At 72.3% G+C, this 22,191-nt stretch carries 28 protein-coding genes and 1 tRNA gene; 16 read left to right on the top strand and 13 right to left on the bottom strand.

The genetic code is table 11. The features are described 5' to 3' along the window. The first annotated feature begins 59 nt into the window (after window positions 1-59). The 7 genes from RQG84_RS01645 to rdgB all read left to right on the top strand — a co-directional run bounded on the left by RQG84_RS01645 (window position 60) and on the right by rdgB (window position 6,473). Complete coding sequence (locus RQG84_RS01645; RefSeq protein WP_055968733.1) at window positions 60-1,037, top strand: ribose-phosphate pyrophosphokinase; 978 nt, start codon at window positions 60-62, stop codon at window positions 1,035-1,037. 142 nt (window positions 1,038-1,179) lie between these two features. After that, complete coding sequence (locus RQG84_RS01650) at window positions 1,180-2,682, top strand: ABC transporter substrate-binding protein/permease (protein ID WP_311208569.1); 1,503 nt, start codon at window positions 1,180-1,182, stop codon at window positions 2,680-2,682. Beyond that, a complete protein-coding gene (locus RQG84_RS01655; RefSeq protein WP_311208570.1) occupies window positions 2,679-3,461 on the top strand; it encodes an amino acid ABC transporter ATP-binding protein in 783 nt (260 codons plus the stop codon). The genes RQG84_RS01650 and RQG84_RS01655 overlap by 4 nt, the downstream gene beginning before the upstream one ends. 59 nt (window positions 3,462-3,520) lie before the next feature. Further along, window positions 3,521-4,327, top strand: coding sequence for a glutamate racemase (murI, locus tag RQG84_RS01660; protein WP_055968730.1), 807 nt, complete (start codon window positions 3,521-3,523; stop codon window positions 4,325-4,327). Next, entirely contained in the window at window positions 4,324-5,073 is a 750-nt protein-coding gene (locus RQG84_RS01665; protein WP_257728821.1) for an MBL fold metallo-hydrolase, read from the top strand. The genes murI and RQG84_RS01665 overlap by 4 nt, the downstream gene beginning before the upstream one ends. A gap of 24 nt (window positions 5,074-5,097) precedes the next feature. After that, window positions 5,098-5,820: a ribonuclease PH gene (gene rph, locus RQG84_RS01670; protein ID WP_055968726.1), complete on the top strand. Its 723-nt coding sequence runs from the start codon at window positions 5,098-5,100 to the stop codon at window positions 5,818-5,820. After that, a complete protein-coding gene (rdgB, locus tag RQG84_RS01675; protein ID WP_311208571.1) occupies window positions 5,817-6,473 on the top strand; it encodes an RdgB/HAM1 family non-canonical purine NTP pyrophosphatase in 657 nt (218 codons plus the stop codon). Before rph ends, rdgB begins: the two co-directional genes overlap by 4 nt. 6 nt (window positions 6,474-6,479) lie before the next feature. Here the strand turns inward: rdgB and RQG84_RS01680 are convergent, their stop codons facing one another. Next, on the bottom strand, window positions 6,480-7,190 hold the full coding sequence (locus RQG84_RS01680; protein WP_311208572.1) for an SGNH/GDSL hydrolase family protein: 711 nt from the start codon (window positions 7,188-7,190) through the stop codon (window positions 6,480-6,482). 107 nt (window positions 7,191-7,297) lie between these two features. After that, window positions 7,298-7,762, bottom strand: coding sequence for a tRNA (cytidine(34)-2'-O)-methyltransferase (locus RQG84_RS01685; RefSeq protein ID WP_311208573.1), 465 nt, complete (start codon window positions 7,760-7,762; stop codon window positions 7,298-7,300). A 26-nt stretch (window positions 7,763-7,788) separates the two neighbouring features. On the opposite strand from RQG84_RS01685, the gene RQG84_RS01690 reads away from it, so the two are divergent. Next, on the top strand, window positions 7,789-8,229 hold the full coding sequence (locus RQG84_RS01690) for an SRPBCC family protein (RefSeq protein ID WP_311208574.1): 441 nt from the start codon (window positions 7,789-7,791) through the stop codon (window positions 8,227-8,229). A 15-nt stretch (window positions 8,230-8,244) separates the two neighbouring features. On the opposite strand, the gene RQG84_RS01695 is transcribed toward RQG84_RS01690, so the two are convergent. The 3 genes from RQG84_RS01695 to bcp form a co-directional block, all read right to left on the bottom strand. Continuing rightward, the gene (locus tag RQG84_RS01695) at window positions 8,245-9,144 is read right to left on the bottom strand and encodes a carbohydrate kinase (protein WP_055968719.1); all 900 of its coding nucleotides are present in this window, start codon (window positions 9,142-9,144) and stop codon (window positions 8,245-8,247) included. 55 nt (window positions 9,145-9,199) lie between these two features. Beyond that, window positions 9,200-9,281, bottom strand: a tRNA-Leu gene (locus RQG84_RS01700). Between the two features lie 35 nt (window positions 9,282-9,316). Continuing rightward, window positions 9,317-9,793 carry a thioredoxin-dependent thiol peroxidase gene (gene bcp / locus RQG84_RS01705; RefSeq protein WP_311208575.1) on the bottom strand — a complete coding sequence of 159 codons (477 nt, stop codon included), beginning with the start codon at window positions 9,791-9,793 and terminating at the stop codon, window positions 9,317-9,319. Between the two features lie 46 nt (window positions 9,794-9,839). Between bcp and RQG84_RS01710 the strand changes: the two genes are divergently transcribed. The 5 genes from RQG84_RS01710 (at window position 9,840) to RQG84_RS01730 (ending at window position 13,320) form a co-directional block, all read left to right on the top strand. After that, complete coding sequence (locus RQG84_RS01710) at window positions 9,840-10,088, top strand: DUF3618 domain-containing protein (RefSeq protein WP_311208576.1); 249 nt, start codon at window positions 9,840-9,842, stop codon at window positions 10,086-10,088. Window positions 10,089-10,090: 2 nt separating this feature from the next. Further along, the gene (locus RQG84_RS01715) at window positions 10,091-10,438 is read left to right on the top strand and encodes a co-chaperone GroES (RefSeq protein ID WP_257728827.1); all 348 of its coding nucleotides are present in this window, start codon (window positions 10,091-10,093) and stop codon (window positions 10,436-10,438) included. A 67-nt stretch (window positions 10,439-10,505) separates the two neighbouring features. Next, window positions 10,506-11,627 carry an aromatic acid exporter family protein gene (locus RQG84_RS01720; RefSeq protein ID WP_055968712.1) on the top strand — a complete coding sequence of 374 codons (1,122 nt, stop codon included), beginning with the start codon at window positions 10,506-10,508 and terminating at the stop codon, window positions 11,625-11,627. Between the two features lie 343 nt (window positions 11,628-11,970). Then, window positions 11,971-12,270: a hypothetical protein gene (locus RQG84_RS01725; RefSeq protein WP_311208577.1), complete on the top strand. Its 300-nt coding sequence runs from the start codon at window positions 11,971-11,973 to the stop codon at window positions 12,268-12,270. Window positions 12,271-12,396: 126 nt separating this feature from the next. Beyond that, window positions 12,397-13,320, top strand: a complete 924-nt coding sequence (locus RQG84_RS01730; protein ID WP_311208578.1) for an AEC family transporter — start codon at window positions 12,397-12,399, stop codon at window positions 13,318-13,320. Window positions 13,321-13,344: 24 nt separating this feature from the next. Here the strand turns inward: RQG84_RS01730 and RQG84_RS01735 are convergent, their stop codons facing one another. The 5 genes from RQG84_RS01735 to dapD form a co-directional block, all read right to left on the bottom strand. Then, a complete protein-coding gene (locus RQG84_RS01735) occupies window positions 13,345-14,316 on the bottom strand; it encodes a serine hydrolase domain-containing protein (protein ID WP_311208579.1) in 972 nt (323 codons plus the stop codon). Between the two features lie 86 nt (window positions 14,317-14,402). Then, window positions 14,403-15,278, bottom strand: coding sequence for a CoA ester lyase (locus RQG84_RS01740; protein WP_311208580.1), 876 nt, complete (start codon window positions 15,276-15,278; stop codon window positions 14,403-14,405). Continuing rightward, window positions 15,275-16,324, bottom strand: coding sequence for a CoA ester lyase (locus tag RQG84_RS01745; protein ID WP_056552185.1), 1,050 nt, complete (start codon window positions 16,322-16,324; stop codon window positions 15,275-15,277). Before RQG84_RS01745 ends, RQG84_RS01740 begins: the two co-directional genes overlap by 4 nt. 154 nt (window positions 16,325-16,478) lie before the next feature. After that, on the bottom strand, window positions 16,479-17,309 hold the full coding sequence (locus RQG84_RS01750) for a hypothetical protein (RefSeq protein ID WP_311208581.1): 831 nt from the start codon (window positions 17,307-17,309) through the stop codon (window positions 16,479-16,481). 58 nt (window positions 17,310-17,367) lie between these two features. Continuing rightward, the gene (dapD, locus tag RQG84_RS01755) at window positions 17,368-18,300 is read right to left on the bottom strand and encodes a 2,3,4,5-tetrahydropyridine-2,6-dicarboxylate N-succinyltransferase (protein ID WP_311208582.1); all 933 of its coding nucleotides are present in this window, start codon (window positions 18,298-18,300) and stop codon (window positions 17,368-17,370) included. 61 nt (window positions 18,301-18,361) lie between these two features. Here dapD and RQG84_RS01760 point away from each other — a divergent pair, with 61 nt between their 5' ends. From RQG84_RS01760 to RQG84_RS01770, 3 genes are read left to right on the top strand one after another with little or no spacing between them, the layout of a single operon-like run. Next, window positions 18,362-19,060 carry a VOC family protein gene (locus tag RQG84_RS01760; protein ID WP_311208583.1) on the top strand — a complete coding sequence of 233 codons (699 nt, stop codon included), beginning with the start codon at window positions 18,362-18,364 and terminating at the stop codon, window positions 19,058-19,060. Then, window positions 19,057-19,572 carry a helix-hairpin-helix domain-containing protein gene (locus tag RQG84_RS01765; RefSeq protein WP_311208584.1) on the top strand — a complete coding sequence of 172 codons (516 nt, stop codon included), beginning with the start codon at window positions 19,057-19,059 and terminating at the stop codon, window positions 19,570-19,572. Before RQG84_RS01760 ends, RQG84_RS01765 begins: the two co-directional genes overlap by 4 nt. Continuing rightward, entirely contained in the window at window positions 19,569-20,090 is a 522-nt protein-coding gene (locus tag RQG84_RS01770; RefSeq protein ID WP_311208585.1) for a GNAT family N-acetyltransferase, read from the top strand. The genes RQG84_RS01765 and RQG84_RS01770 overlap by 4 nt, the downstream gene beginning before the upstream one ends. Before the next feature lie 22 nt (window positions 20,091-20,112). Here RQG84_RS01770 and RQG84_RS01775 read toward each other — a convergent pair whose 3' ends face one another. Genes RQG84_RS01775 through RQG84_RS01785 form a run of 3 tightly spaced genes read right to left on the bottom strand, consistent with a single transcriptional unit; the run spans window position 20,113 to window position 22,055 of the window. Beyond that, window positions 20,113-20,778, bottom strand: coding sequence for an SDR family oxidoreductase (locus RQG84_RS01775; protein WP_311208586.1), 666 nt, complete (start codon window positions 20,776-20,778; stop codon window positions 20,113-20,115). Between the two features lie 35 nt (window positions 20,779-20,813). Continuing rightward, complete coding sequence (locus RQG84_RS01780) at window positions 20,814-21,344, bottom strand: mycothiol transferase (protein WP_311208587.1); 531 nt, start codon at window positions 21,342-21,344, stop codon at window positions 20,814-20,816. 18 nt (window positions 21,345-21,362) lie between these two features. Further along, the gene (locus RQG84_RS01785; RefSeq protein ID WP_311208588.1) at window positions 21,363-22,055 is read right to left on the bottom strand and encodes an SDR family NAD(P)-dependent oxidoreductase; all 693 of its coding nucleotides are present in this window, start codon (window positions 22,053-22,055) and stop codon (window positions 21,363-21,365) included. Window positions 22,056-22,191: the final 136 nt, after the last annotated feature.

Consider the following 22,191-nt stretch of genomic DNA (forward strand, 5'->3'; position numbering starts at 1 on the left):
CGGCGGGGTCGGCGCCGGTGACGGTTCCGGGTCGCCGCTGCCTCCGCTAGCCTCACGGTGTGCGCGACATCGTGGTCTTCTCCGGAAGCGCCCACCGCTCCCTCGCCGAGGCCATCTGCAACGAGCTCGGCACCACCCTCTCCCCGTCGGAGACCGTGCGCTTCAGCAACGACTGCCTGCAGTCGCAGCTGCACGCCAACTGCCGCCAGCGCGACGTCTACATCGTCCAGCCGCTGGTGCCGCCGACGCAGGACCACCTCATGGAGCTGCTGCTCATGGTCGACGCGGCGCGCGGCGCGTCGGCGGCCTCGATCACCGTGGTGGTGCCGCACTACGCCTACGCGCGGTCGGACAAGAAGGACGCGTCGCGCATCTCCATCGGCGGCAAGCTGGTGGCCGACATGATGGCCACGGCCGGCGTGAGCCGCGTGGTCACCATGACCCTGCACGCGCCCCAGGTGCACGGGTTCTTCTCGATGCCGCTCGACCACCTGACCGCCATCGGTGAGCTGGCCGACCACTACCGCGGGTCCGACCTGAGCAACGCGGTGGTCGTCTCGCCCGACTTCGGCAACGCCAAGACGGCCTCGCAGTTCGCGCGGCTGCTCGGCCTGCCGGTCGCGGCGGGCAGCAAGCAGCGCAAGGCCGACGACAAGGTCGTCATCGACGCCATCGTCGGCGACGTCTCGGGCAAGCGCGCGATCGTGCTCGACGACGAGATCGCCACCGGCGGCTCCATCGTCGAGCTCGTGTCGATGCTGGAGACCCAGGGCGTCACCGAGATCTCGGTGGCCTGCACCCACGGGCTGTTCACCGGCAAGGCGGTCGAGCGGCTGCGCGACCACCCGGGCATCGCCGAGGTGGTCACCACCGACACCGTGCCGCCGCCCGCGGACTGGCCCGAGCTGCGGGTCCGCTCGGTCGCGCCCCTGTTCGCCCAGGCCATCGCCCGCATCCATGCCGGCGAGTCGGTCAGCAGCCTCTTCGACGGCGTCGACCCCACCCACGCGCCGCCGCAGCCCAAGCTCCCGCTCTAGGCGCTCCGGCAGTCCAGCCCGGGGGTGGCGACGGACGCCCGACGGAGGTCCGTGGTGAGCGGGTCGCCTCTCACGCACCGGGACGGGCGTGCCGACGTCCCGGGACCGGACTAGGGTCGAGCGACGACGAAGGGGGTCGCGCGTGAGGCGACGATTCATGGGGGTGCTGGCCGGGCTCGTGCTCGCGGTGCTGGCGCCCCTGCTGCTGGCAGGTCCGGCGCAGGCCGCCGACGGCGGTTCCGGCGACGGCAGTGCTGGCGAGGGCGGGGGCCGCGAGGTCGTCGTCGGCACGGAGGGCACCTACCCGCCGTTCTCGTTCAACGAGGGCGGTGAGCTGACCGGCTACGACATCGAGGTCATCAAGGCCGTCGCCGACGAGGCCGGCTGGCAGCTGCGGTTCGTGCAGTCGCAGTTCGACGCGCTCTTCGGGGCGCTCGACTCCGGGCGCATCGACGTGATCGCCAACCAGATCACCATCAACCCCGAGCGCGAGGAGAGCTACGCGTTCAGCGAGCCGTACACCTACTCGCGCGGTGTGATCGTGGCCAAGAAGGGCAACGACTCGATCTCGACCCTCGCCGACCTGAAGGGGCTCACGACGGCGCAGTCGGCCACCAGCAACTGGTCGCAGGTGGCGAAGGACGCCGGAGCGAAGATCGAGAACGTCGAGCAGTTCGCCCAGGCCGCCGACCTCGTGGCCCGCGGTCGGGTCGACGCGATCGTCAACGACAACATCGCGGTGCTGGACTACCTGGCCACCACCGGCGACGACCAGATCGAGGTCGTCGGTGACGCCGGCGAGGAGGTCGGCGAGCAGGCCCTCGCCTTCCGCCAGGGCGACGAGGCCCTCGTGCGCGAGGCGGACCAGGCGCTGGACGCCCTCCGCGCCGACGGCACCCTCACGACGATCAGCGAGAAGTACTTCAAGGCCGACGTCTCCGTGGAGGACGGCGGGGACGCCGAGGTCGCCGGCCGGGCGGGCGGGTCGTGGTGGGACTCCGTCCGCGACACCGCGTGGCCGGCGCTCGTCGCCCTCCTGAAGATCACCATCCCGCTCACGGCGGTCAGCTTCGCCATCGGACTCGTCGCGGCCGTGCTCATCGCGCTGGCCCGGATCTCCTCGTCGCGGCTGCTCTCGTGGCCGGCGCGGTTCTTCATCTCGGCCGTCCGTGGCACCCCGCTGCTGCTCCAGCTGTTCGTGGTGTTCTACGCCCTGCCGACGCTCGGCGTCGAGCTGCCGTCGTTCCTGGCGGCCACGCTCGCGCTGAGCGTCAACGTGGCTGGCTACGCTGCGGAGACCGTGCGCGGTGCCCTGCTCGCCGTCCCCGCAGGGCAGCACGAGGCCGCGGCCACGATCGGCATGTCGCGCGCACTCACGCTGCGCCGCGTGGTGCTCCCGCAGGCGGCCAGGATCGCGGTGCCGCCGTTGTCCAACACGCTCGTCTCTCTCGTGAAGGACACCTCCCTCGTGTCTGTGGTGCTGCTGACCGATCCCTTCCGGGTGGTCACGCAGGCTGCCTCCGTCTCCTTCGACTACCTGCCGCTGTTCGTGATGGTGGGCTTCTACTACTGGGTCATCTGCACGCTGCTCACCGCGGCGCAGAATCGGCTCGAGACCCGACTGAACAGGTACGTGACCACATGAGTGCACCCACCGGCCGGATCCCTCTCCTCCAGGCCCGCGGCCTGCGCAAGGCCTTCGACGGCACCGTGGTGCTCGACGGCATCGACCTCGACGTCCCCGAGGGCACGACCACCGCGATCATCGGCCCGTCGGGCTCGGGCAAGACCACGCTGCTGCGCTCCCTCAACGCGCTCACCGTGCCTGACGACGGGACCGTGCGCATCGGCGACGTCTCGGTCGACTTCGGCTCCCTCCCGGCCGGGAAGGAGGGCCGGCACCAGGCGGCTCTCCTGCGCGCCCAGAGCGGGATGGTCTTCCAGTCCCACGAGCTCTTCCCGCACCGCACCGTGCTGGGCAACCTCGTCGAGGGCCCGGTGCAGGTGCAGGGTGAGGACCCCGACGAGGCGGCCGCACGTGCCCGCACGCTCCTGGAGCAGGTGGGACTGTCGGGCCGTGAGGACGCCTACCCCTCGCAGCTCTCCGGGGGCCAGCAGCAGCGCGTGGGCATCGCGCGCGCCCTCGCCCTGCGGCCGCGCGTGGTGCTGCTCGACGAGCCGACGTCGGCGCTCGACCCCGAGCTCGTGGGCGAGGTCCTCGCGGTCGTCCGCGACCTCGCCTCGCAGGGCTGGACCATGGTCGTCGTGACGCACGAGATCCGCTTCGCGGCCGACGTCGCCGACACCGTGGTCTTCGTCGACGGTGGCCACGTGGTCGAGCAGGGGCCGGGGCGCGAGGTCGTCGACGCGCCGCGCGAGGAACGGACGCAGCGCTTCCTCGAGCGCATCCTGCACCCCGGGTGAGCCCGTCGTCGGCGGCCGGGGGTGGCCGTGCCCCCGCCGCGTCCGTAGGCTTTCACCTCGTGGCGGACGCACCGATCGGGATCTTCGACTCTGGCTTCGGTGGACTGACCGTCGCCAGAGCCGTGATCGACCAGCTGCCGCACGAGCCGGTGCTCTACCTCGGCGACACCGCGCGCCAGCCCTATGGCCCGCAGCCGATCCCCGCGGTGCGGGAGTTCGCGCTCGAGTGCCTCGACCACCTGGTCGCCCAGGGCGTGAAGATGCTGGTCATCGCCTGCAACTCCGCGAGTGCAGCCGTGCTGCGTGACGCGCGCGAACGCTACGACGTCCCCGTCGTCGAGGTCATCGTCCCCGCCACCCGGCGGGCGGCCCGCGCCACCCGCAACGGTCGGGTGGGCGTCATCTGCACCCGCGCCACGGCCGCGTCGCGCGCCTACGACGACGCCTTCGCCGCGAACCCCGGCATCGAGCTCGTCACGCAGGCCTGCCCCGACTTCGTCGACCTCGTCGAACGGGGCGTCACGACCGGCCCAGAGGTCGACGCGGCGGCCGAGGAGTACCTGGCCCCGCTGCGCGACGCGGGTGTCGACACCCTGGTGCTCGGCTGCACGCACTACCCTCTCCTGACCGGGGCGATCGCCCTGGCCATGGGCGAGGAGGTCACCTTGGTCTCGAGTGCGGAGGAGACGGCGAAGGACGTCTACGCGCGGCTCGTGCAGGGCGGGCTGCTGCGCGACGTCGAGGCGCCCGCGCCGGAGCACCGGTTCCTCACCACCGGCCGGCCCGACGAGTTCGGCGTGCTCGGCCGTCGCTTCCTCGGGCCCGAGGTCGAGACGGTCGGACAGTTCGCGCAGGTGGTGGCATGAGGCTCACGATCGTCGGCTGCGCCGGATCGTTCCCCGGGCCGGACTCGGCATCCAGCTGCTACCTCGTCGAGCACGACGGCTTCCGCATGCTCGTCGACCTCGGCAGCGGAGCGCTCGGCCCCCTGCAGCGTCACCTCGACCTGCGCGACGTCGACGCGGTCCTGCTCTCGCACCTGCACGCCGACCACTGCTTCGACCTGTCGGGCTTCTACGTGGTCAGCAAGTACCACCCGACGGGCGCGCTGCCGACCATCCCCGTGTACGCCCCTCAGGGCGCCGGTCCGTTCCTCGCGAGCAGCTACGGGCGGTCCGAGGGACTGCAGATGGCCGACCAGTTCGACTTCCGCACCTGGGTGCACGGCGAGGCGGTGCAGATCGGTCCGTTCCTGGTGACCCCGTCGCTCATGGACCATCCCGTCGAGGCCTACGGGATGCGGATCGAGGCCGACGGACGCGTGCTGGCGTACTCCGGCGACACGGCACCCACGGAGGCGCTCGACGACGTGGCGCTCGGCGCCGACGTCTTCCTCTGCGAGGCCTCGTTCGTGGAGTCCGCGACCAACCCGCCGAACCTGCACCTGACCGGTGCGGAGGCCGGCGACTACGCCACCCGCGCCGGCGTCGGCCGCCTCCTCGTGACCCACGTGCCGTCGTGGACCGACCGCGACGAGGTCGCCGCCGACACCCGCTCCACCTTCGCGGGGGACTTCGTCCTGGTCGAGGCCGGGCAGGTCTACGACGTCTGAGCGCCCGTCGGTAGGGTCGCGGACATGACCTCCCGCGAGGACGGCCGCGCCGTCGACGAGCTCCGCCCGATCACGATCACCCGCCACTGGCTCGACCACGCGCAGGGGTCCTGCCTGGTGGAGTTCGGCAAGACGAAGGTGCTGTGCGCCGCGTCGGCCACGGAGGGCGTGCCGCGCTGGCGCAAGGGTTCGGGACTGGGCTGGGTCACGGCCGAGTACGCGATGCTGCCGCAGGCCACGCACGACCGTTCCGCGCGCGAGTCCGTCAAGGGTCGCATCGGTGGCCGCACGCACGAGATCTCGCGGCTCGTGGGCCGTTCGCTGCGCGCCGCGGTGGACTACACGGCGCTCGGTGAGAACACGATCACGATCGACTGCGACGTCCTGCAGGCCGACGGGGGCACGCGCACGGCGGCCATCACCGGCGCCTACGTGGCCCTGGCCGACGCCGTCGCGCACCTGCGCGACAAGGGTGCGCTGGCGGGCGAGCCCCTGGTGCAGTCGGTGGCCGCGGTCAGCGTCGGCATCATCGACGGCACCCCCATGCTCGACCTGCCCTACGTCGAGGACGTGCGCGCCGAGACGGACATGAACGTGGTCATGACGGGCAGCGGCGCGTTCATCGAGGTGCAGGGCACCGCCGAGGGCGCGCCCTTCGTCCGCTCCGAGCTCGACGCCCTCCTGGCCCTGGCCGAGAAGGGCTGCACCGACCTCACCCGCCTCCAGCAGGAGGCGCTCGCCCGATGACCGACGACACGGCGGGGGTGCCGGGCCGTGGGCGGCAGACCAGCACCGTCGTGCTCGCCTCGAACAACGCGAAGAAGCTGGCCGAGCTGCAGCGCATCCTCGCCCCGCTGGTGCCGGGCATCGAGGTGCTGGGCCTGGCCGACGTCGCGGACTACCCGGAGCCGGCCGAGACCGAGCCGACGTTCGAGGGCAACGCCCTGATCAAGGCGCGGGCGTGCCTCGAGGCCACGGGGCTGCCGTCGCTCGCCGACGACTCGGGCCTCTGCGTCGACGCGCTCAATGGCATGCCGGGCGTGCTCTCCGCGCGCTGGTCAGGCGTGCCGAAGGACCAGGGGGGCGACGCGGCCAACAACCGGCTCCTGCTGTCGCAGATCTCCGACGTCCCGCCGGAGCGACGCAGCGCCACCTTCGTCGCCGCCGTCGCGTTCTGCACGCCCGACGGGCAGGAGCACGTCGTCCGGGGCGAGATGCCCGGCCGCATCCTGGCGGGGGAGCAGGGCGAGGGCGGCTTCGGCTACGACCCGCTCTTCGCCGCCGACGGGTTCGACGTGTCGACCGCCGAGCTGAGCCCGTCCGACAAGGATGCGATCAGCCACCGCGGACGGGCGCTCGCGCAGGTCGCGCCGCTGGTCGCCGCGGCGCTCTCGGCCTGACGGGCCTCAGCGCGGCGGGCGGTTCGACAGGGCGGCGATCACGACGTCGCCCAGCGCCTTGCTGCCCTCGAGCGTCGGGTGCACGCCGTCGACGGTGCGGCCCGGCCGGTCCAGGCTTCCCTTGGTGGCCACGTACTCGAGACCGTGACGCTTCGCGGCGGTGTGCACGATGGACGTGATCCGGCGCTGCTGCCACGGGTCCAGCGGGCCCCACGGTGGGCCGAGCACCACGATGCGGGTCGTGCGTGGCAGGCTCCGCCTGACCACGTCGAAGTAGCGGTTGACGGCCTGCTGGACGGCGGCGTCGGTGGACTCGACCAGGCCGCCCTGGCGGCAGGTGGCCCAGTCGTTGCGCCCGCCCTCGACGATGAAGACCGACGGTGCGGGTCCCTCGAAGGCCTCGGGCCGGTCGATGAACCGGTTCCCTCCGCACCGGTGGCCGGGGCGCTGGTAGCCCGAGCCGGACTGGGCGAAGGTGCGCACCTCGGTGTCGAAGTGACGTCCGACGAAGCTCCACCAACCCTGCTGGGGGCTGCCGGGGTCGTCGTCGTAGCGCGCGGTGATGGAGTCGCCCACCACGACCACGCCCTGGGGGAAGGGTCCGGTGCCGGGCTCGGTGCCGATGGCACCCTGCCGCCCCGCGGTGACGCCGAGGCTGATGAGCAGGGCCAGGGCGACGGTGACCAGCACGCGTCGTCCGTGTCCGTGTCGTGCCATGGTCCCCTGCTGTCCTCCCCGAGAAGAGCACCAGCCTACGTCCGCGGACGGCCAGGAACCGATGGATGCGGAGAAGTCACCGAAACGTCATCGGCGCCGGGTCGGTGTCAGGAACCGCCGGCGAAGCAGTGCTGGCGCCAGGCCTCGTAGACCACGATCGCCGCGCAGTTGGCGAGGTTCATGGACCGCCGCGCCGGCAGCATGGGCAGCCGCAGCCGGTCGGTCACGCGAGGGTGCGCGAGCACCTCGTCGGGCAGACCTGACGGCTCGGCGCCGAACAGCAGCACGTCGCCCGGCTCGTACGACACGTCGGCGTAGGAGCGAGTGGCCCCGGTCGTGAACGCGAACACCCGCGCGTCGCCGAGTGCGGCCAGCGCCGTGTCGAGGTCGGCGTGCACGTGGAGGGTCGCCAGGTCGTGGTAGTCCAGCCCGGCGCGCTTCAGCTTCGGCTCGGACAGGTCGAAGCCGAGCGGCTCCACCAGGTGCAGCTCCGCCCCGGTGGCGGCGGCGAGCCGGATCGTGTTCCCGGTGTTGCCCGGGATGCGCGGCTCGTGGAACAGGACACGGAACATGACGCGCTCACTCTAGGATGTCGGCCATGCCTGAAACCCCCGCCCTCGGCCAGCCCCGTGTCCACGTGACCCACACCTTCCGCTCCGCCCCCGCCGACGTGTTCGCCGCGCTCGGCGAGCACGAGAACCTCGGTCCGCTGTTCGGGGCGAACATCACGCGCCTGCGGGACGGCCACACGTCGCGCAACGGCGTGGGCTCGGCCCGCACGCTCAAGCTCGGGCCCCTGCCCGGCTTCGTCGAGACCGTCGTGGTCTCCGAGCCCGACGAGCGCATCGAGTACGAGATCACCCAGGGCAGCCCGCTGAAGGGCCACCGCGGCATCCAGGTGCTGACGCCCACCGCCGACGGCGGCACCCACCTGGACTACACGATCCACTTCGACGCCCCGGTGCCCGGCGTGGCCACCGCCGTCGCGAAGGTGCTGACCCAGAAGATCAACGCGAACCTGCCGAAGCTCGTCCCCTGAGCCTCGGCGCCGACCTCAGAGCTCGTGCTCCCACGGCGGCTGGGCGCCGGCGCGGCCGACCACGAACGCGGAGCAGCGTGACGCGAGGTCGGTGACGCTGCGCCACAGCGTGAGGTCCGAGGCGTGCAGCCGCGTGCTGCCGGCCGCACCGTCGAGCCCGTCGTCCTTGAGGCCCGCGATGAGCCCCGACATGAAGGCGTCGCCGGCGCCGACGGTGTCGACCACGTGGGACGCCTGCGCCCTCGAGGCGATGGAGCCGCGGTGCGTGTACGTGCGCGCACCGCGGGCGCCCATCGTCATGACGACGGCTGCCGGCCCGGCTGCCAGCCAGCTGCGGGCGGTGTCGGCGGGGTCGCTGTGCGGCTCGAGCCAGGCCAGGTCCTCGTCGCTGACCTTGACCACGTCGCACAGCGGCAGCAGGGACTCCATCCGGTCCAGCGCCTCCGCGCGGCTCGGCAGGAGCGACGGACGGACGTTGGGGTCGAAGGTGACCGTGCACATGGGCGCGAGCCGGCGCAGGGCGTCCTCGACGTCGTCGGCGCCCGGCTCCAGGAACGCCGCGATCGACCCGGTGTGCACGATGTCGGGGATCTCCTCGGCCCAGATGCGGCCCGGGTCCCAGCAGATGTCGAAGTCGTAGCTCGCGCTGCCGTCCTCGGCCAGGGTGGCCACGGCGGTGGAGGTGCGCTCCAGCTCCTTGAGCCCGGGCATGAGGCGCACGCCCGACTCCGCGAGGTGCATGCGCACGAGCGCCCCCAGGTCGTCGGTGGCCAGGCTCGTGGCGAGCACCGGGGTGACGCCGAGGCGTCCGAGACCGACGGCCACGTTGGCGGGGCTGCCACCAGGATGCTCGGTGCGCGACCCGTCGGGTCGTTCGACGATGTCGACGAGGGCTTCACCGATGACCAGGACCATGGCCACAGTCTGCCGTGACCCGGGTCCGCCGCACGGTGTGGCCGTGGGGAGCGGGTGCCGGTGACAGGACTCGAACCTGCACGCCCTGGGGCACGGCATCCTAAGTGCCGCGTGTCTACCAGTTCCACCACACCGGCGGGTGCGCCTCCAGCCTAGGCCAGAGGGATCCGGGTCAGGCGGCGTCGAGCCCGAGGTCCCGGCGCAGCTTGGCCACGTGACCGGTGGCCTTCACGTTGTACTGCGCCACCTCGACGGTGCCCTCCTCGCCGACCACGACGGTCGAACGGATGACGCCCTCGACGACCTTGCCGTAGAGCTTCTTCTCGCCGAAGGCGCCCCACGCGGTCATCACCGAGCGGTCGACGTCGGAGAGCAGCGTGATGGTGAGCCCGTCGCGCTCGCGGAACTTCGCCAGCTTCTCGGGCTTGTCCGGGCTGATTCCGACGACGGTGTAGCCCTCGGCCTGCAGGTCGTCGAGCGCCCCGGAGAAGTCGGTGGCCTGCTTCGTGCACCCCGGCGTCATGGCCGCCGGGTAGAAGTACACGATCACCTTGCCGCCGCGCAGGCTCGACAGCGTGACCTCCTGGCCGGTGTCGTCGGGAAGGGTGAAGTCGGGTGCGGTGTCACCGGGCTGCAGTCGCGTCGTCATGGGTCCTATCCTTGCAAGACCAGTCCGCACCGACGAGAGGCGCCACGTGGGCACGTCACAGACCGATGAGCTGGTCGACGAGATCGAGGAGATCCGCGAGCGGCTCGCCGACACCGTCGACGCCCTGGTCGACCGCACGAACCCCAAGAACATCGCGCGGCGCAGCCTGGCCGACGTGAAGGCGAAGTTCGTCGGCCCGGACGGATCGGTCCGCTACGAGACCGTGGTGCCCGTGGTGCTCGGCGTCGTCGGCTCCGTGGCGGCGATCGTCGTGCTGCGCCGGGTGCTCGGCTGACCATGCCCGGCACCGAGGGAGCGCGGGACGACGGCGGCAAGCTCGCCATCCGGATGCTGCACGACCGCCTGCTCGTCTCGATCGACGAGGAGGCGGGGGAGCGGCGTTCGGGGGGCGGCATCCTGATCCCGGCCACCGCGACGATGGGCAAGCGGCTGGCGTGGGCCAAGGTCGAGGCGGTCGGCGCGCACGTGCGGGCCGTCGAGGTCGGCGACCGCGTGCTCTTCGATCCCGAGGAGCGCGCCGAGGTCGAGGTGCGGGGCGAGAGCTTCGTGCTGCTGCGCGAGCGCGATCTGCACGCGGTCGCGTCGGAGCGCATCGAGGAGGGCCAGACCGGCCTGTACCTGTGAGCGGCGCGGGCACGGTGGGGACGAGCGGTGTCGTAGGTGGGGCCGGACGTGGGGGAGCGGAGGAGCGATGAGCGGCACGGGTCGTGACGTCCCCCTGCGCCGCATCCGTCTGCGCCGCAGCGAGGAGACCTTCCTCGACCGCCTCCTGCTGCTGCGCCGTCGCTGGCGGCTGATGCTCCGCCTGGGGATCGCGACCGCGGCCGCGTTCCTCATCGCCACCCAGGTGTTCGGGCACCAGCAGGCGTTCTTCGCCCCCATCGCCGCGGTCGTCGTGATCACCGCGGGCGGGGGCCTCCGTGGTCGCACGCTCGTCGAGGTCGTCGTCGGCGTGGCGCTCGGGGTGCTCGTGGGCGAGCTCATCATCCTGACGATCGGACGCGGGCCGGCGCAGATGGCGCTCGTCGTCCTGCTCACGGTCGTCGCAGCCACGCTCACCGGCATCCGGGGCCTGGCCCTGACGCAGGCGGCCAACTCCGCCGTGCTGCTGGCGGCCGTCGTTCCCGCGGCCGGGGCGGGCAACCCTGCCCTGACCCGCTTCCTCGACGCGCTGATCGGTGGCCTGTGCGGCATGGCCATGGTCCTGCTGCTGCCCCGCAACCCGGTGCGCGACATCGACGCGGAGGTGCAGCGTCTGCTGCGCCAGCTGGCGTCGGTGCTGCGGGGAACCGCACGGTCCCTGCGCGAGCGTGACCCCGGCGTGGCCGACGAGGCGCTCGAGCGGGCCCGCGGCATGCAGGGCAGCATCGACTCCCTCGACGCGACGGCACGCAACGTCAGCGAGATCGCCCGCATGTCGCCCATGCGCTGGCGGCAGCGCGAGCACCTGGCGCTCTACGTGGGAGCCGTCCGCGACTTCGACAACGCCATCCGTGACTCCCGGGTGCTCGCACGGCGGGTCAGCGCGATGCTGCGCCACGACGAGGTCGGACCGGACGCCCTCGAGCAGTCCGTCGAGGCCCTGGCCGAGGCCGTCGACGTCATCGCCGACGACCTGTCCTCGCTCGACGACTTCGCCGGCGCCCGCGACCAGCTCGTCGAGGCCGCCCGCATCGCCGTCGCGGCGCTGCCGGACACGATGACGCTGAACACGGCGGCCATCACGGCACAGGTGCGGTCCATCGCCGCCGACCTGATGTTCGTCTGCGGCGCGAGCCGCGACGAGATCGACGCCGCACTCGACTTCGAGTGACGCCGCGTCCGAGGTCGGCAGGACACGCGCCCGCAGACGGTGGCGCGCGGCGGCCCGGGTGCGCTACGGTGACGACACCAGACCGCCTGAGGAGGTGAGCCGCAATGAACCAGACCACGACACCGATCGCCTTCGATCACACGTCCCGTGGTGCCGCGTTCGCCGGCTCCCCAGTCCTCGGCGCAGTCTCCGTCTAGCCAGATCCGTCACGTCAGCACCGCTGACCGACACCCTGGCTTCGAGCCGCTCAGGACACCACGTCCAGGGCGGCTCTTCTCGTCTGCCCACCCACGATCCCATCCCTTCGACCACACCCGACCATCTCGCAGAAAGGAGGCGCGCAATGAACCAGCACCACAACACCGACACCTTGCCCGCAGACACCCCGACGACCGACCAGATCGCCACGGCCCCGACCAGGACCGACCGCGACGGACACCCCACCACCTGGACATGGGGAGAGGGGGTGAACGCGATGGCACGGAACCCACTTCGCTCCGGTGCCCGCCGCAAGCGCGCCTGGGACGAGATGTCGGAGACCGACCGACAGGTCCTGCTGGAGACCGTCCGGCAGCGCCGCGAGGCGCAGGCCGTGAAGGACGCGCACCAGCTGCAGGTGCTGAGCCAGCGGTCCTACCGCTGAACGACGCCCCATCGCGTGGCCCCCGGTCCTCGACCGGGGGCCACGTGCGTCTGCGGACCTGCGCGCCGCGACCAGCGGAACGGACCGGCTGAGGGAGGTGGTCGAGGGTCTGGGACGATCGGGGTGATGACCGGGGTCCTGGAGGGTTTCAGCACCATCGGTGCGCTCATCGCCCTCGGCGCCCTCCTGGCACACCTGCGGATCTTCGACCTGAACGCCCAGGTCGTGCTCTCGCGCCTCGCCTTCTACGTGGCCAGTCCCGCCCTGATGATCACCGTGCTGCAGGACGCCGACGTCTCGGCCGTCCTGTCGCGGAACCTCGCCGCCACGTCGGCCGCGGTCGCGGTTGTCGTCGCGCTCTACCTGCTCCTCGCGCGGCTCGTGCTGCGCCAGGACCTCGCCGACACCGTCGTCGGCGCGCTCTCCTCGGCCTACGTCAACGCCGGCAACCTGGGCCTGCCCATCGCGGCCTACGTCCTCGGCGACGCCGCACTCGTCGCTCCCACGCTGCTGCTGCAGATGCTGGTGCTGCAGCCACTCGCCCTCGCCGTGCTCGACGCCGCCGTGGCGCAGGAACGGGTGCCGTGGCACCGCTTCCTCACGCGTCCGCTCCGCACGCCCCTGACCGTGGCGTCGCTGCTGGGCCTCGCGCTGTCGATCACCGATGCCCGGATCCCTCGCCTCGTCGACGAGCCGCTCGGCCTGGTCGGGGCCATGGCGGTCCCGGCCATGCTCATCGCCTACGGCGTCTCCCTGCGACTCGGCCCGCGTCCGGGCAGTGGCGGCAGCGCGCCCGTGCTGGCGCTCATCGTGGTGCTGAAGCTCGTCGTCCAACCGGTCGCCGCCTACACCGTGGGCCGGTTCGCGCTGGGGATGGACGGGGACCCGCTCCTGGCCGTGACCGTCCTGGCCGCGCTGCCGGCGGCGCAGAACATCTTCGTCATCGCGGTGCGCTACGACCGTTCGACCGTCCTCGCCCGCGACGCCGTGTTCGCCACGACTGTGCTCTCGGTCCCCGCGGTCGCGGTCGTCGCGGCGCTGCTCACCTGAGTCCGGCCCGGCTCCCGCCGGGGATCAGGTGCGCAGGGTCGCGAGCAGACGTCGACCGACGGCGTCGACCGAACGGACCCGTGCGTTCAGCACGACGGCGGCCGTGCCGGCCGACCGGTCGAGACCGAGCCAGGTGCGGAAGCCGCCCGTGCCGCCGTCGTGCCACGTGACGTCCACGCCGTCGTGCGGTGACGTGATCCACGCGGCGCCGATCCGGGCGCCGGGGACGAAGTCGTCGACCGGCTCGAGCGCCGCGGTGCCCGGAGCGCTGCCCTCGAGCAGGGCTCGTGCAAGCGTCGCCGCGTCGCGCACCGACATCCGCACCCCGCCCGCGGGACCGAGCGCCTCGCCCGTCCACGGCTCGGCTCGGCGGCCCCATCGTGTGCGGCCGACCACGGCGCGCTGACCCAGCTCGTCGGGCGTGGCCGGGACCGAGGCGCTGGTCAGGCCGAGCGGACCGAGCAGCCGCTCGGCCAGCAGGTCGCGATACGGACGACCCGCTGCGGCCGCGACGGCGTGGCCCAGCAGCTGGAAGCCGAGGTTGGAGTAGACGGGGCGGGGTCGGCCGACCTTCGTCGCCCGGGTCTGCTCCAGCAGCTCCGCGAGGGTGTCGCCGTACGGGTTGGTGGCGAGCAGCAGCCAGGACGCCGTTCGGCGGCCCATGTGCGCCTGGGCCGGCAGGCTCGGCAGCCCCGAACGGTGCCGTGACAACGCCTCCAGCGTCACCAGGCCGGCCGGTGACCCGTCGAGCGGCAGGAAGGTGTCGAGCCGGTCGGTGAGCAGCATCTCGCCGCGCTCGACGGCGTCCGTCAGGAGCAACGCGGTCAGACCCTTGGAGATCGAGCCGATCTCCAGGTCGTCCCCGGGGTCGATGCCCTGGACAGCCACGCGGGTGGCTCCCGGCTCGATGGTGGCCACGGCCCAGGAGCCGCCCCCGAGAGCGTCGGCGGCCCAGCGGTGCAGGGCGTCGTCTCGGACGGTCTCCTCGAAGCTCATGCCCTCCACCCTGGTCGACGACAGGACCCCGGCACATCGGCCGCGAGGCTGATGTCCGGGGTCCGTCCGGCGGAGGTCTCGGTGAGTCAGCGACCCGCGAGCGCCTCGTGGAAGGCGAGGATGCGTCGCGCGTCGCGCACGTGCAGCTCCTCGACCATCTTGCCGTTGAACGTCACGACGCCCTGGCCCGCGGCCTTGGCCTCCTCGAACGTCTCGATGAGGCCGGTCGCCCGCTCGACGTCGTCGTCCGACGGCGCGAAGACCGTGTTGGCCGAGTCCACCTGCGAGGGGTGGATGAGGGTCTTGCCGTCGAAGCCCATCTCACGCCCCTGTCGGGCCTCGGCCTCGAAGCCCTCGGGGTCCTTGACCGCGTTGTAGACGCCGTCGATGATCACCTTGCCGGCGGCGCGCACCGCCAGGAGGGTCCACGACAGCGACGTGAGCACGGTGGCGTTGCGGCCCGGCACGTGCAGGCCGTAGGTCTCGTTGACGATGTCGTTCGTGCCCATGACGACGACGGTGAGGCGCTCGTGGGCGGCCGCGATCTCCTCGGCGTGCAGGAGGGCCCGCGGGGTCTCGATCATGGCCCAAAGCTGGGTCTGCTCCGGGGCGCCGTGCTGCTCGAGGGCGGCCACGAGGGCACGCACCTGCTCGGCCGACTCCACCTTCGGGACGAGGATCGCGTCGGGACCAGCGGCCGCGGCGGCGCGCACGTCGTCGTCGTGCCACTCGGTACCGATGGAGTTGACCCGGATCGCCAGCTCACGGTGACCGTACGCGCCGGACCGGACGGCCGCGCACACGTTCTCGCGGCCCTGCGCCTTGGCATCGGGGGCGACGGAGTCCTCGAGGTCGAGGATCAGCGCGTCGGCGTCGATCGTCTTGGCCTTCTCCAGGGCGCGCTCGTTCGCACCCGGCATGTACAGCACGGAACGGCGGGGGCGGATGACGGGAGTGCTCACAGGTCGTACAGCTCCTTCAGCTCGGGGTCGCGCTCGGCCAGCTCGCGGGCGAGGTCGAGCATCACCAGGCACTGCTTGCAGGACGCGTCGTCCTCCATCTTGCCGTTGATCATCACCGCGCCCGAGCCGTCGCCCATGGCCTCGACGACCTGCTTGGCGTGCGCCACGTCCTCGGCGCTGGGCGAGAAGACCAACTTGGCGATGTCGATCTGCACCGGGTGCAGGCTCCACGCGCCGACGCAGCCCAGCAGGAACGCGTTGCGGAACTGGTCCTCGCAGGCCACGACGTCCTTGATGTCACCGAACGGCCCGTAGAACGGGAGGATGTCGTTCGCAGCGCAGGCGTCGACCATGCGCGCGATCGTGTAGTGCCACAGGTCCTGCTGGTACGTCGTGCGGCCCTCGGTGAGGTCCTCGCCCGTCGGGTCCTGGCGCACCAGGTAGCCCGGGTGGCCGCCGCCGACGCGCGTGGTCTTCATGCGGCGGCTCGCCGCGAGGTCGGCCGGGCCGAGGCTGATGCCCTGCATGCGCGGGCTGGCGGCGGCGATCTCCTCGACGTTCGTCACGCCGAGCGCGGTCTCGAGGATCGCGTGCACGAGCAGCGGCTTCTGCACGTTCCCCTTCGCCTCGAGCTGGGCGAGCAGCCGGTCGACGTAGTGGATGTCCTGGGCGCCCTCGACCTTGGGCACCATGATGACGTCGAGCTTGTCACCGATCTCGGTGACCAGCGTCGTCAGGTCGTCGAGGACCCAGGGGGAGTCCAGGCTGTTGACGCGCACCCACAGCTGCGTGTCGCCGAAGTCGGTGGCCTTCGCGATGTCGACGAGACCCTGGCGCGCGGCCTCCTTCTTCTCGGTCTTGATCGCGTCCTCGAGGTTGCCGAGGATGATGTCGACCTTCGAGGCGATGTCGGGGACCTTCGCCGCCATCTTCTCGTTGCTCGGGTCGAAGAAGTGGATCATCCGGCTCGGACGGAACGGCACCTCGGCGAGCGGAGCGGGAGCTCCGACGGCGAGCGGACGGAGGAATGCACGGGGGTTGCGCACGCGGGTCTCTTCCTGCAGACGTCGGGACTGCCCGACAGTATGGCCGGGACTCGTGACCCGTGAGTAGGGCGGGTCTCACAGTTCATCCTGCCGCCCGGGGCCCGGCACCCCCGCCGGTGCCGTTCGCCGCCCGGGGCCCGGCACCCCCGCCGGGTCAGCGGACGGACATGACCACACGGTCGTCGCGGGCGCCCTCGTCGGCGACCCAGCCGTCCGGCGAGGACTCCGCCGTCCAGCGCAGGCCGTCGAAGGTCACCGACGCGACCTGCAGGTCGGCCGCGTTGGCCACCAGGTAGTGCGCCAGGGCCCACCCGCGCGCCCGCACGTCGGCGGCCGCTCCGTCGAGGTGGTACGTGAGCGCGTCCTCGGCGTCGTCGGTGCTGCGGGGGATCTCCCCGAACGCCTTGTCGACGTCGGCCGCCACGGTCCGCACCGAACCGCCACCGACCGGGTTGACCTGGCAGGTGAACGCGGCGGGGCTGTAGCCCCGAAGTGCGGAGGCCAGTGCGCGGGCGTAGTCCTCGTGCTGGGCGTAGGCGCCCGGGAACGCCGAGCGCTGCACCTCCTGCGCCGCGACCGTGATCTCGAGCGACGTGTAGTCGTCGACCTTCTCGAGGCCGTCGTAGAACTTCCCGATCGCGTAGTGCGGGTCGAGGATCTCCTCGACCGTGCCCCATCCCTGCGACGGACGTTGCTGGAACAGACCCACGGAGTCCCGGTCGCCGAAGTCGATGTTGCGGACCTTGGACTCCTGGAAGGCGGTCGCGATCGCGATCGTGGTGGCGCGCGGGGGAAGGCCGCGGTTCTGCGCCATCGCGGCCATGAGGGCCGACCAGCGCGCCTGCTCCACGTCGACCTGCGCACGCGTCTCGCCCACCCGCGCCACGCAGTACTCGGTGCGCAGCGGCGTGCGGTCCGTCACCACGACCGCCACCAGGACGCCGGCCACGAGGACGGCGCCCAGCAGGACCCAGCGCAGCTTCACGTCGTCAGCCTAGGCAGACGACGTGAATCCGGCCGGGCACCTGGTGCCGGGTCCGGGGTCAGTTGGCGTGCAGGTCGGAGTTCAGCTCGATGCCGCGCCGTTCGCCGCGGGGGCGCGCCTCGATCTGGCCGGTCTCGCTGTTGGTGAGGAACAGCAGGTTGTCCTGGCCGCTCAGCTCCGCCGCCTTCACCACGGAGCCGTCCGGCGTGCGCACCTTGGTGCCCGCGGTGACGTAGCAGCCGGCGGCGACCACGCAGTCGTCGCCGAGCGAGATCCCGATGCCGGAGTTGGCGCCGAGCAGGCTGTTGCGACCGATCGAGATCACCTCGGTGCCCCCGCCCGAGAGCGTGCCCATGATGCTCGCGCCGCCTCCGATGTCGGTGCCGTCGCCCACGACGACACCGGCCGAGATGCGGCCCTCGACCATGGCGTGCCCCAGCGTGCCGGCGTTGAAGTTCACGAAGCCCTCGTGCATGACGGTGGTGCCCTCGGCCAGGTGCGCGCCGAGGCGCACGCGGTCGGCGTCGCCGATGCGCACGCCGGAGGGGATCACGTAGTCGGTCATCCGCGGGAACTTGTCGATGCTGGTCACGTTGACCGTGAGGCCGGCGGCGCGGGCGCGGGCGCGGGTGTGCTCGAACCCGGCGACCGCGCACGGACCGATCGTGGTCCAGACGACGTTCGTGAGCAGCCCGAACTGGCCGTCGAGGTTGACCCCGTGCGGCTGGACGAGACGGTGCGAGAGCAGGTGCAGGCGCAGCCACACGTCGTAGACGTCGGCGGGCGGTGCCGAGAGGTCCGGCGCGACGACGTGCACCACGGCCTTGCGGACCTGGCGCACCGGGTCCTCGCCGGTGAGTGCCGTGAGCTCCTCGGGCTCCGGGTCGTGCCCGGGGGTGCCGAGCCGGGGCTCGGGGAACCAGACGTCGAGGACGTCGGCGTCCTCGGTGAGGGTGGCCAGGCCGTAGCCGTACGCGCTCTGCTCGCTCATGACCCTCAACCTACCGATCCGTCGATGGCGCCCGTCGGTGAGTGGACCTAGCGTGGACCGCATGGCGCTGGTGACCTACAAGGACCTCTGCATCGACGTGAACGACCTGCACGCGTCCGCGGCCTTCTGGGCCGGGACGCTGGGTCTTCGCGTGGTGCCCGACGAGGGCGTGGCGGGGGAGCAGGGCGAGGTGCACCTCGAGGGACCCACCCCTCGGCACACCGTGTGGCCCTGCGTCGTGCCCGAGCCCAAGTCGGTCAAGGACCGGGTCCACCTCGACGTCCACGCCGCGGCGTCGGTGCTGCCCGGGACCGAACGTCTCAGCGCTGAGGGCCAGTTCCCGTGGACGGTGGTGGCCGGCCCGGAGGGCGACGAGATCTGCACGTTCGTGCGCGACGACGTTCCCGACTACCGGCTCTACGAGCTGTGCGTCGACGTCGCCGACCACCGCGCCGCGGCGGCCTGGTGGCAGGGCGTCTGGGGTGGCACGCTCGGCAGCGAGGAGGAGCAGCGGTTCAGCTGGCTGGAGGACGTCCCCGGCATGCCGTTCGAGGGCATCGTGTTCTGCGACGTGCCGGAGCCCAAGACGGTGAAGAACCGGCTCCACTGGGACGTCACGCTCGTCCCGGGCGCGAGCGTCGCCGATCTCGAGGCCCTCGGCGCCACCGCGCTGCGCCGACCCGACGACGAGGTGGTCTGGACGGTCATGGCCGACCCCGACGGCAACGAGTTCTGCGTGTTCGACGAGGACGCCGCGTGACGTCGCGTGCGCAGCTGCGCAAGGCGGCCGTCGCGCAGGAGGGCGCCGAGCAGGTCGAGGTCGGACCCACGCGAGGCTGGGCGGTCGGGGGCACGGTGTTCGCCGCCCTCACCGACGACGGGCGTGCGGCGCTCTCACTCGGGATCGAGCCGCGCAGCCGCATGGCCGGCGAGCTGCCCGGTGTGCAGACCACGTCGTCGGGCGTCCTGGTCGACCTCGACGTGATCGACGGGATGGCGCTCAACCACTGGGTCCACGAGGCGTGGCGGCACTGCGCACCGGCCGGTGTCGTCGAAGCGTCCGCGCACGCGGCGAGGGCTGCTGCCGAGGGCGACGACGACTTCGGTGCGATCGGTGCCCCGGCGCGGCGCGCGCTCCACGGCGCCGGCATCGGCTCGCTCGACGAGCTGGCTGCCCGCGATCGCGACGAGGTGGCCGCGCTGCACGGCATCGGCCCGCGCTCGGTGGCGGCCCTGGCCGCTGCGCTCGCCGAGCGGGGGACCACGTGGTGAGCGTGCTGCGGGTCCCCGACCCCGCGGACGCCGAGGTCCTCGCCGACCTGTGGGCGACCAACCGCGAGCACCTCGACCCCTGGAGCCCCGAGCGCAACGCCGTCTTCTACACCGTCGAGGGGCAGCTCGACCTCCTCGAGCGGCGTCTCGAGGCCATGGTCCAGGGCCGGGGTGCCTACTTCGTCGTGCTCGACGGCGACCGGGTGGTCGGTGAGATCAACCTCAACGACCTGGTGCGCGGGGCCTTCCAGAACGCCCACGTCGGCTACTGGCTGGCCGCCGACGTGCAGGGGCGCGGGCTGATGACCCGCGCCGTCGAGGAGATCACCACCCACGCGTTCGACGTCCTGCGGCTGCACCGGCTGCAGGCCGCCACGCTGGCCCACAACGAGCGCTCCCAGGCCGTGCTCCGGCGTGCCGGGTTCGAGTCGTTCGGACACGCGCCGCGCTACCTCAAGATCGGCGGGCAGTGGCAGGACCACGTGCTGTTCCACCGCTTCACGCCGCACGACGTCTGAGCCCGGGTCCGGACCGTCGGGCTCAGTAGCGGGCCGAGAACCCGCCGTCGGCGTGCAGCAGCTGTCCGGAGATCCAGCGCCCTTCGGGCGACAGGAGGAAGGCGACCACCCCGGCGACGTCGCGCGGCTCCCCGAGACGACCGAGCGGCTGGTGCGGCAGCAGCCCCTCCCGGAGCTGGTCGTCCATCCACCCGGTGTCGACGGGGCCGGGGTTCAGCACGTTGGCGCTGATCCCGAGCGGGCCCAGCTCGCGTGCCGCGGAGATCACGATGCGGTCGAGTGCCCCCTTCGACGCGCCGTAGGGGAGGTTCCCGGTGGTGGCGTCGCTCGTCAGGGCGACCACCGCGCCCCCGCCATCGGGCACCTGACGGGCGAAGCCGGCGATGAGGAGCAGGCTGGCGCGCGCGTTCACGGCCACGTGGGCGTCGAAGCTCTCGGCGGTCGTGTCGAGGACCCCGGTCTCGACGTCGTGGGCGTGGCTCAGCACCAGGGCGCCGACCGGGCCTCGGTCGCGGGTGACGGCGGTCAGCAGGTCGGCCGGCCCGTGCGGTGTGGACAGGTCCACGTCGTAGTCGGCGCCGGTCAGGTCGGACGTCGCCACGTCCCAGCCGTCGTCGCGCAGGCGGGGCACGATCGCCGCGGCGAGGCTGTTCGGTCGGGCTGCTCCGGTCACGAGTGCGCAGGGCATGCCGTCAGCCTAGGTCCACGATCGGGGGAGAGCGGTCAGCTGGAGCGTCGCTGTGAGACGCCGATCACGAACGCGACCTGGCCCAGGTGCTGCAGGGTGTCGCCCAGCACGCTCACGAGGCGCGCCGAGGCGGTGACGGGCGGGTCCCAGCGCTCGTCGACCACGCGGGCCAGCTCGGTCGCGTCGAGCGTGCGGAGGTAGCGACGCGTGAGCGCGTGGACGTCTGCGTGGTACGCGTCGACCAGCTCGGCGGGAGGTCGGACCGAGAGCACCTGGTCGAGGTCGTGGCCGTACCCGATGTCACCGTGCTCGATGCCGTCGCCGAGGTGGGGAGCGAACCGCTCGGCCCACGTGTCCCACGCCTGCGGCAGGTCGGCCAGGGCGGCCACGTGGTCGTCCTGCACGCGGGCGAGGTGCCAGAGCAGCCAGACGGGCGTGTTGGCGCCGTCGTCGACCTGGAACGTCGCCGTGGACTCGTCGAGGTCGGAGCACTGCTGCTCCACGAGCTCGCGGACGCGTCCGAAGGCGTCGTCCAGGAGGTCGGTCGTGACGGGGTCGAGGCTCATGTCCACGACGCTACTGCGTCAGCGCACGACCAGCCCGTCGCGCCGGTCCCACACGACCTCGGTCGCCTTGTCGTCGCCGATCGCCCGCAGCACGGCGTCGACCACGTCGGCGGCCGGCAGTGGCTCCGGCAGGCGCGGCGGCTCACCGGCGAGCGCGTGGGACGCGAGGTCGGTGTCGAGGTGCGGCGGACGGACGTCGACGATGCGCGTGCTCCGCCGGTGCTCGCGGCGCGCGACGGTGAGCCAGGCCGACAACGCCGCCTTGGCCGCCGAGTAGTCGGCCATGCCCGCGGTGGGGGCGTCGGCCAGGATCGCGGACAGCACGACGGCGACGCCACCGTCGAGGTGGGGGAGCGCGGCACGCACGACGCCGGTGGCGCCGAGCGTGTTCACGGCGAACAGCTCCTCGACCACGACGGGGTCGGCATCGACCGCCGGACCGAACGCCGGGACGCCGGTGGCCACGACCAGGACGTCGAGCCCACCGAGCGCGTCGACGGCCTCCCGCACCGTCGCCGCCGCGCGCTCGACGTCGACGACGTCGAGCACGAACGTGGGAGCGTCGAGCTCCTCGCCGATCGCCGCGAGCCGGTCGGCGTCACGCCCCGTGACCGCCAGGGAGGCCCCGGCCTCGTGCAGGGCGCGGGCGATTCCGCCACCGAGGGCGCCGGTGGCGCCGATGACGAGGGCGCGTGCGTCGGTGAGCTCCATGCTCGGGACGCTACCCACGCCCGGGGGAGCCGCAACGTGAGTCGTGGCGCTTCAGGTGGCTGGGTCTGTTCTTGCTGCTGCGCCGCTGTGGCTGGGTCTGTTCTTGCGGCTGCGCTGCTCCGGATGGGTCGTGCCT

Origin of the sequence: Aeromicrobium sp. WCS2018Hpa-31 (genome assembly GCF_031843905.1) — a bacterium.
In the GTDB taxonomy this organism is placed as follows: domain Bacteria; phylum Actinomycetota; class Actinomycetes; order Propionibacteriales; family Nocardioidaceae; genus Aeromicrobium.

What these genes read in the sequence shown, in the direction of transcription:
- rph (WP_055968726.1), top strand. Translation starts at nt 5,098, where the DNA reads ATGACCTCCCGCGAGGACGGCCGCGCCGTCGACGAGCTCCGCCCGATC.
- RQG84_RS01730 (WP_311208578.1), top strand. Translation starts at nt 12,397, where the DNA reads ATGACCGGGGTCCTGGAGGGTTTCAGCACCATCGGTGCGCTCATCGCC.
- RQG84_RS01680 (WP_311208572.1), bottom strand. Translation starts at nt 7,190, where the DNA reads ATGGCACGACACGGACACGGACGACGCGTGCTGGTCACCGTCGCCCTG.
- RQG84_RS01690 (WP_311208574.1), top strand. Translation starts at nt 7,789, where the DNA reads ATGCCTGAAACCCCCGCCCTCGGCCAGCCCCGTGTCCACGTGACCCAC.
- RQG84_RS01735 (WP_311208579.1), bottom strand. Translation starts at nt 14,316, where the DNA reads ATGAGCTTCGAGGAGACCGTCCGAGACGACGCCCTGCACCGCTGGGCC.
- dapD (WP_311208582.1), bottom strand. Translation starts at nt 18,300, where the DNA reads ATGAGCGAGCAGAGCGCGTACGGCTACGGCCTGGCCACCCTCACCGAG.
- RQG84_RS01725 (WP_311208577.1), top strand. Translation starts at nt 11,971, where the DNA reads ATGAACCAGCACCACAACACCGACACCTTGCCCGCAGACACCCCGACG.
- bcp (WP_311208575.1), bottom strand. Translation starts at nt 9,793, where the DNA reads ATGACGACGCGACTGCAGCCCGGTGACACCGCACCCGACTTCACCCTT.
- RQG84_RS01685 (WP_311208573.1), bottom strand. Translation starts at nt 7,762, where the DNA reads ATGTTCCGTGTCCTGTTCCACGAGCCGCGCATCCCGGGCAACACCGGG.
- RQG84_RS01785 (WP_311208588.1), bottom strand. Translation starts at nt 22,055, where the DNA reads ATGGAGCTCACCGACGCACGCGCCCTCGTCATCGGCGCCACCGGCGCC.
- rdgB (WP_311208571.1), top strand. Translation starts at nt 5,817, where the DNA reads ATGACCGACGACACGGCGGGGGTGCCGGGCCGTGGGCGGCAGACCAGC.
- RQG84_RS01760 (WP_311208583.1), top strand. Translation starts at nt 18,362, where the DNA reads ATGGCGCTGGTGACCTACAAGGACCTCTGCATCGACGTGAACGACCTG.
- RQG84_RS01695 (WP_055968719.1), bottom strand. Translation starts at nt 9,144, where the DNA reads ATGGTCCTGGTCATCGGTGAAGCCCTCGTCGACATCGTCGAACGACCC.
- RQG84_RS01655 (WP_311208570.1), top strand. Translation starts at nt 2,679, where the DNA reads ATGAGTGCACCCACCGGCCGGATCCCTCTCCTCCAGGCCCGCGGCCTG.
- RQG84_RS01665 (WP_257728821.1), top strand. Translation starts at nt 4,324, where the DNA reads ATGAGGCTCACGATCGTCGGCTGCGCCGGATCGTTCCCCGGGCCGGAC.
- RQG84_RS01780 (WP_311208587.1), bottom strand. Translation starts at nt 21,344, where the DNA reads ATGAGCCTCGACCCCGTCACGACCGACCTCCTGGACGACGCCTTCGGA.
- RQG84_RS01720 (WP_055968712.1), top strand. Translation starts at nt 10,506, where the DNA reads ATGAGCGGCACGGGTCGTGACGTCCCCCTGCGCCGCATCCGTCTGCGC.
- RQG84_RS01715 (WP_257728827.1), top strand. Translation starts at nt 10,091, where the DNA reads ATGCCCGGCACCGAGGGAGCGCGGGACGACGGCGGCAAGCTCGCCATC.
- RQG84_RS01775 (WP_311208586.1), bottom strand. Translation starts at nt 20,778, where the DNA reads ATGCCCTGCGCACTCGTGACCGGAGCAGCCCGACCGAACAGCCTCGCC.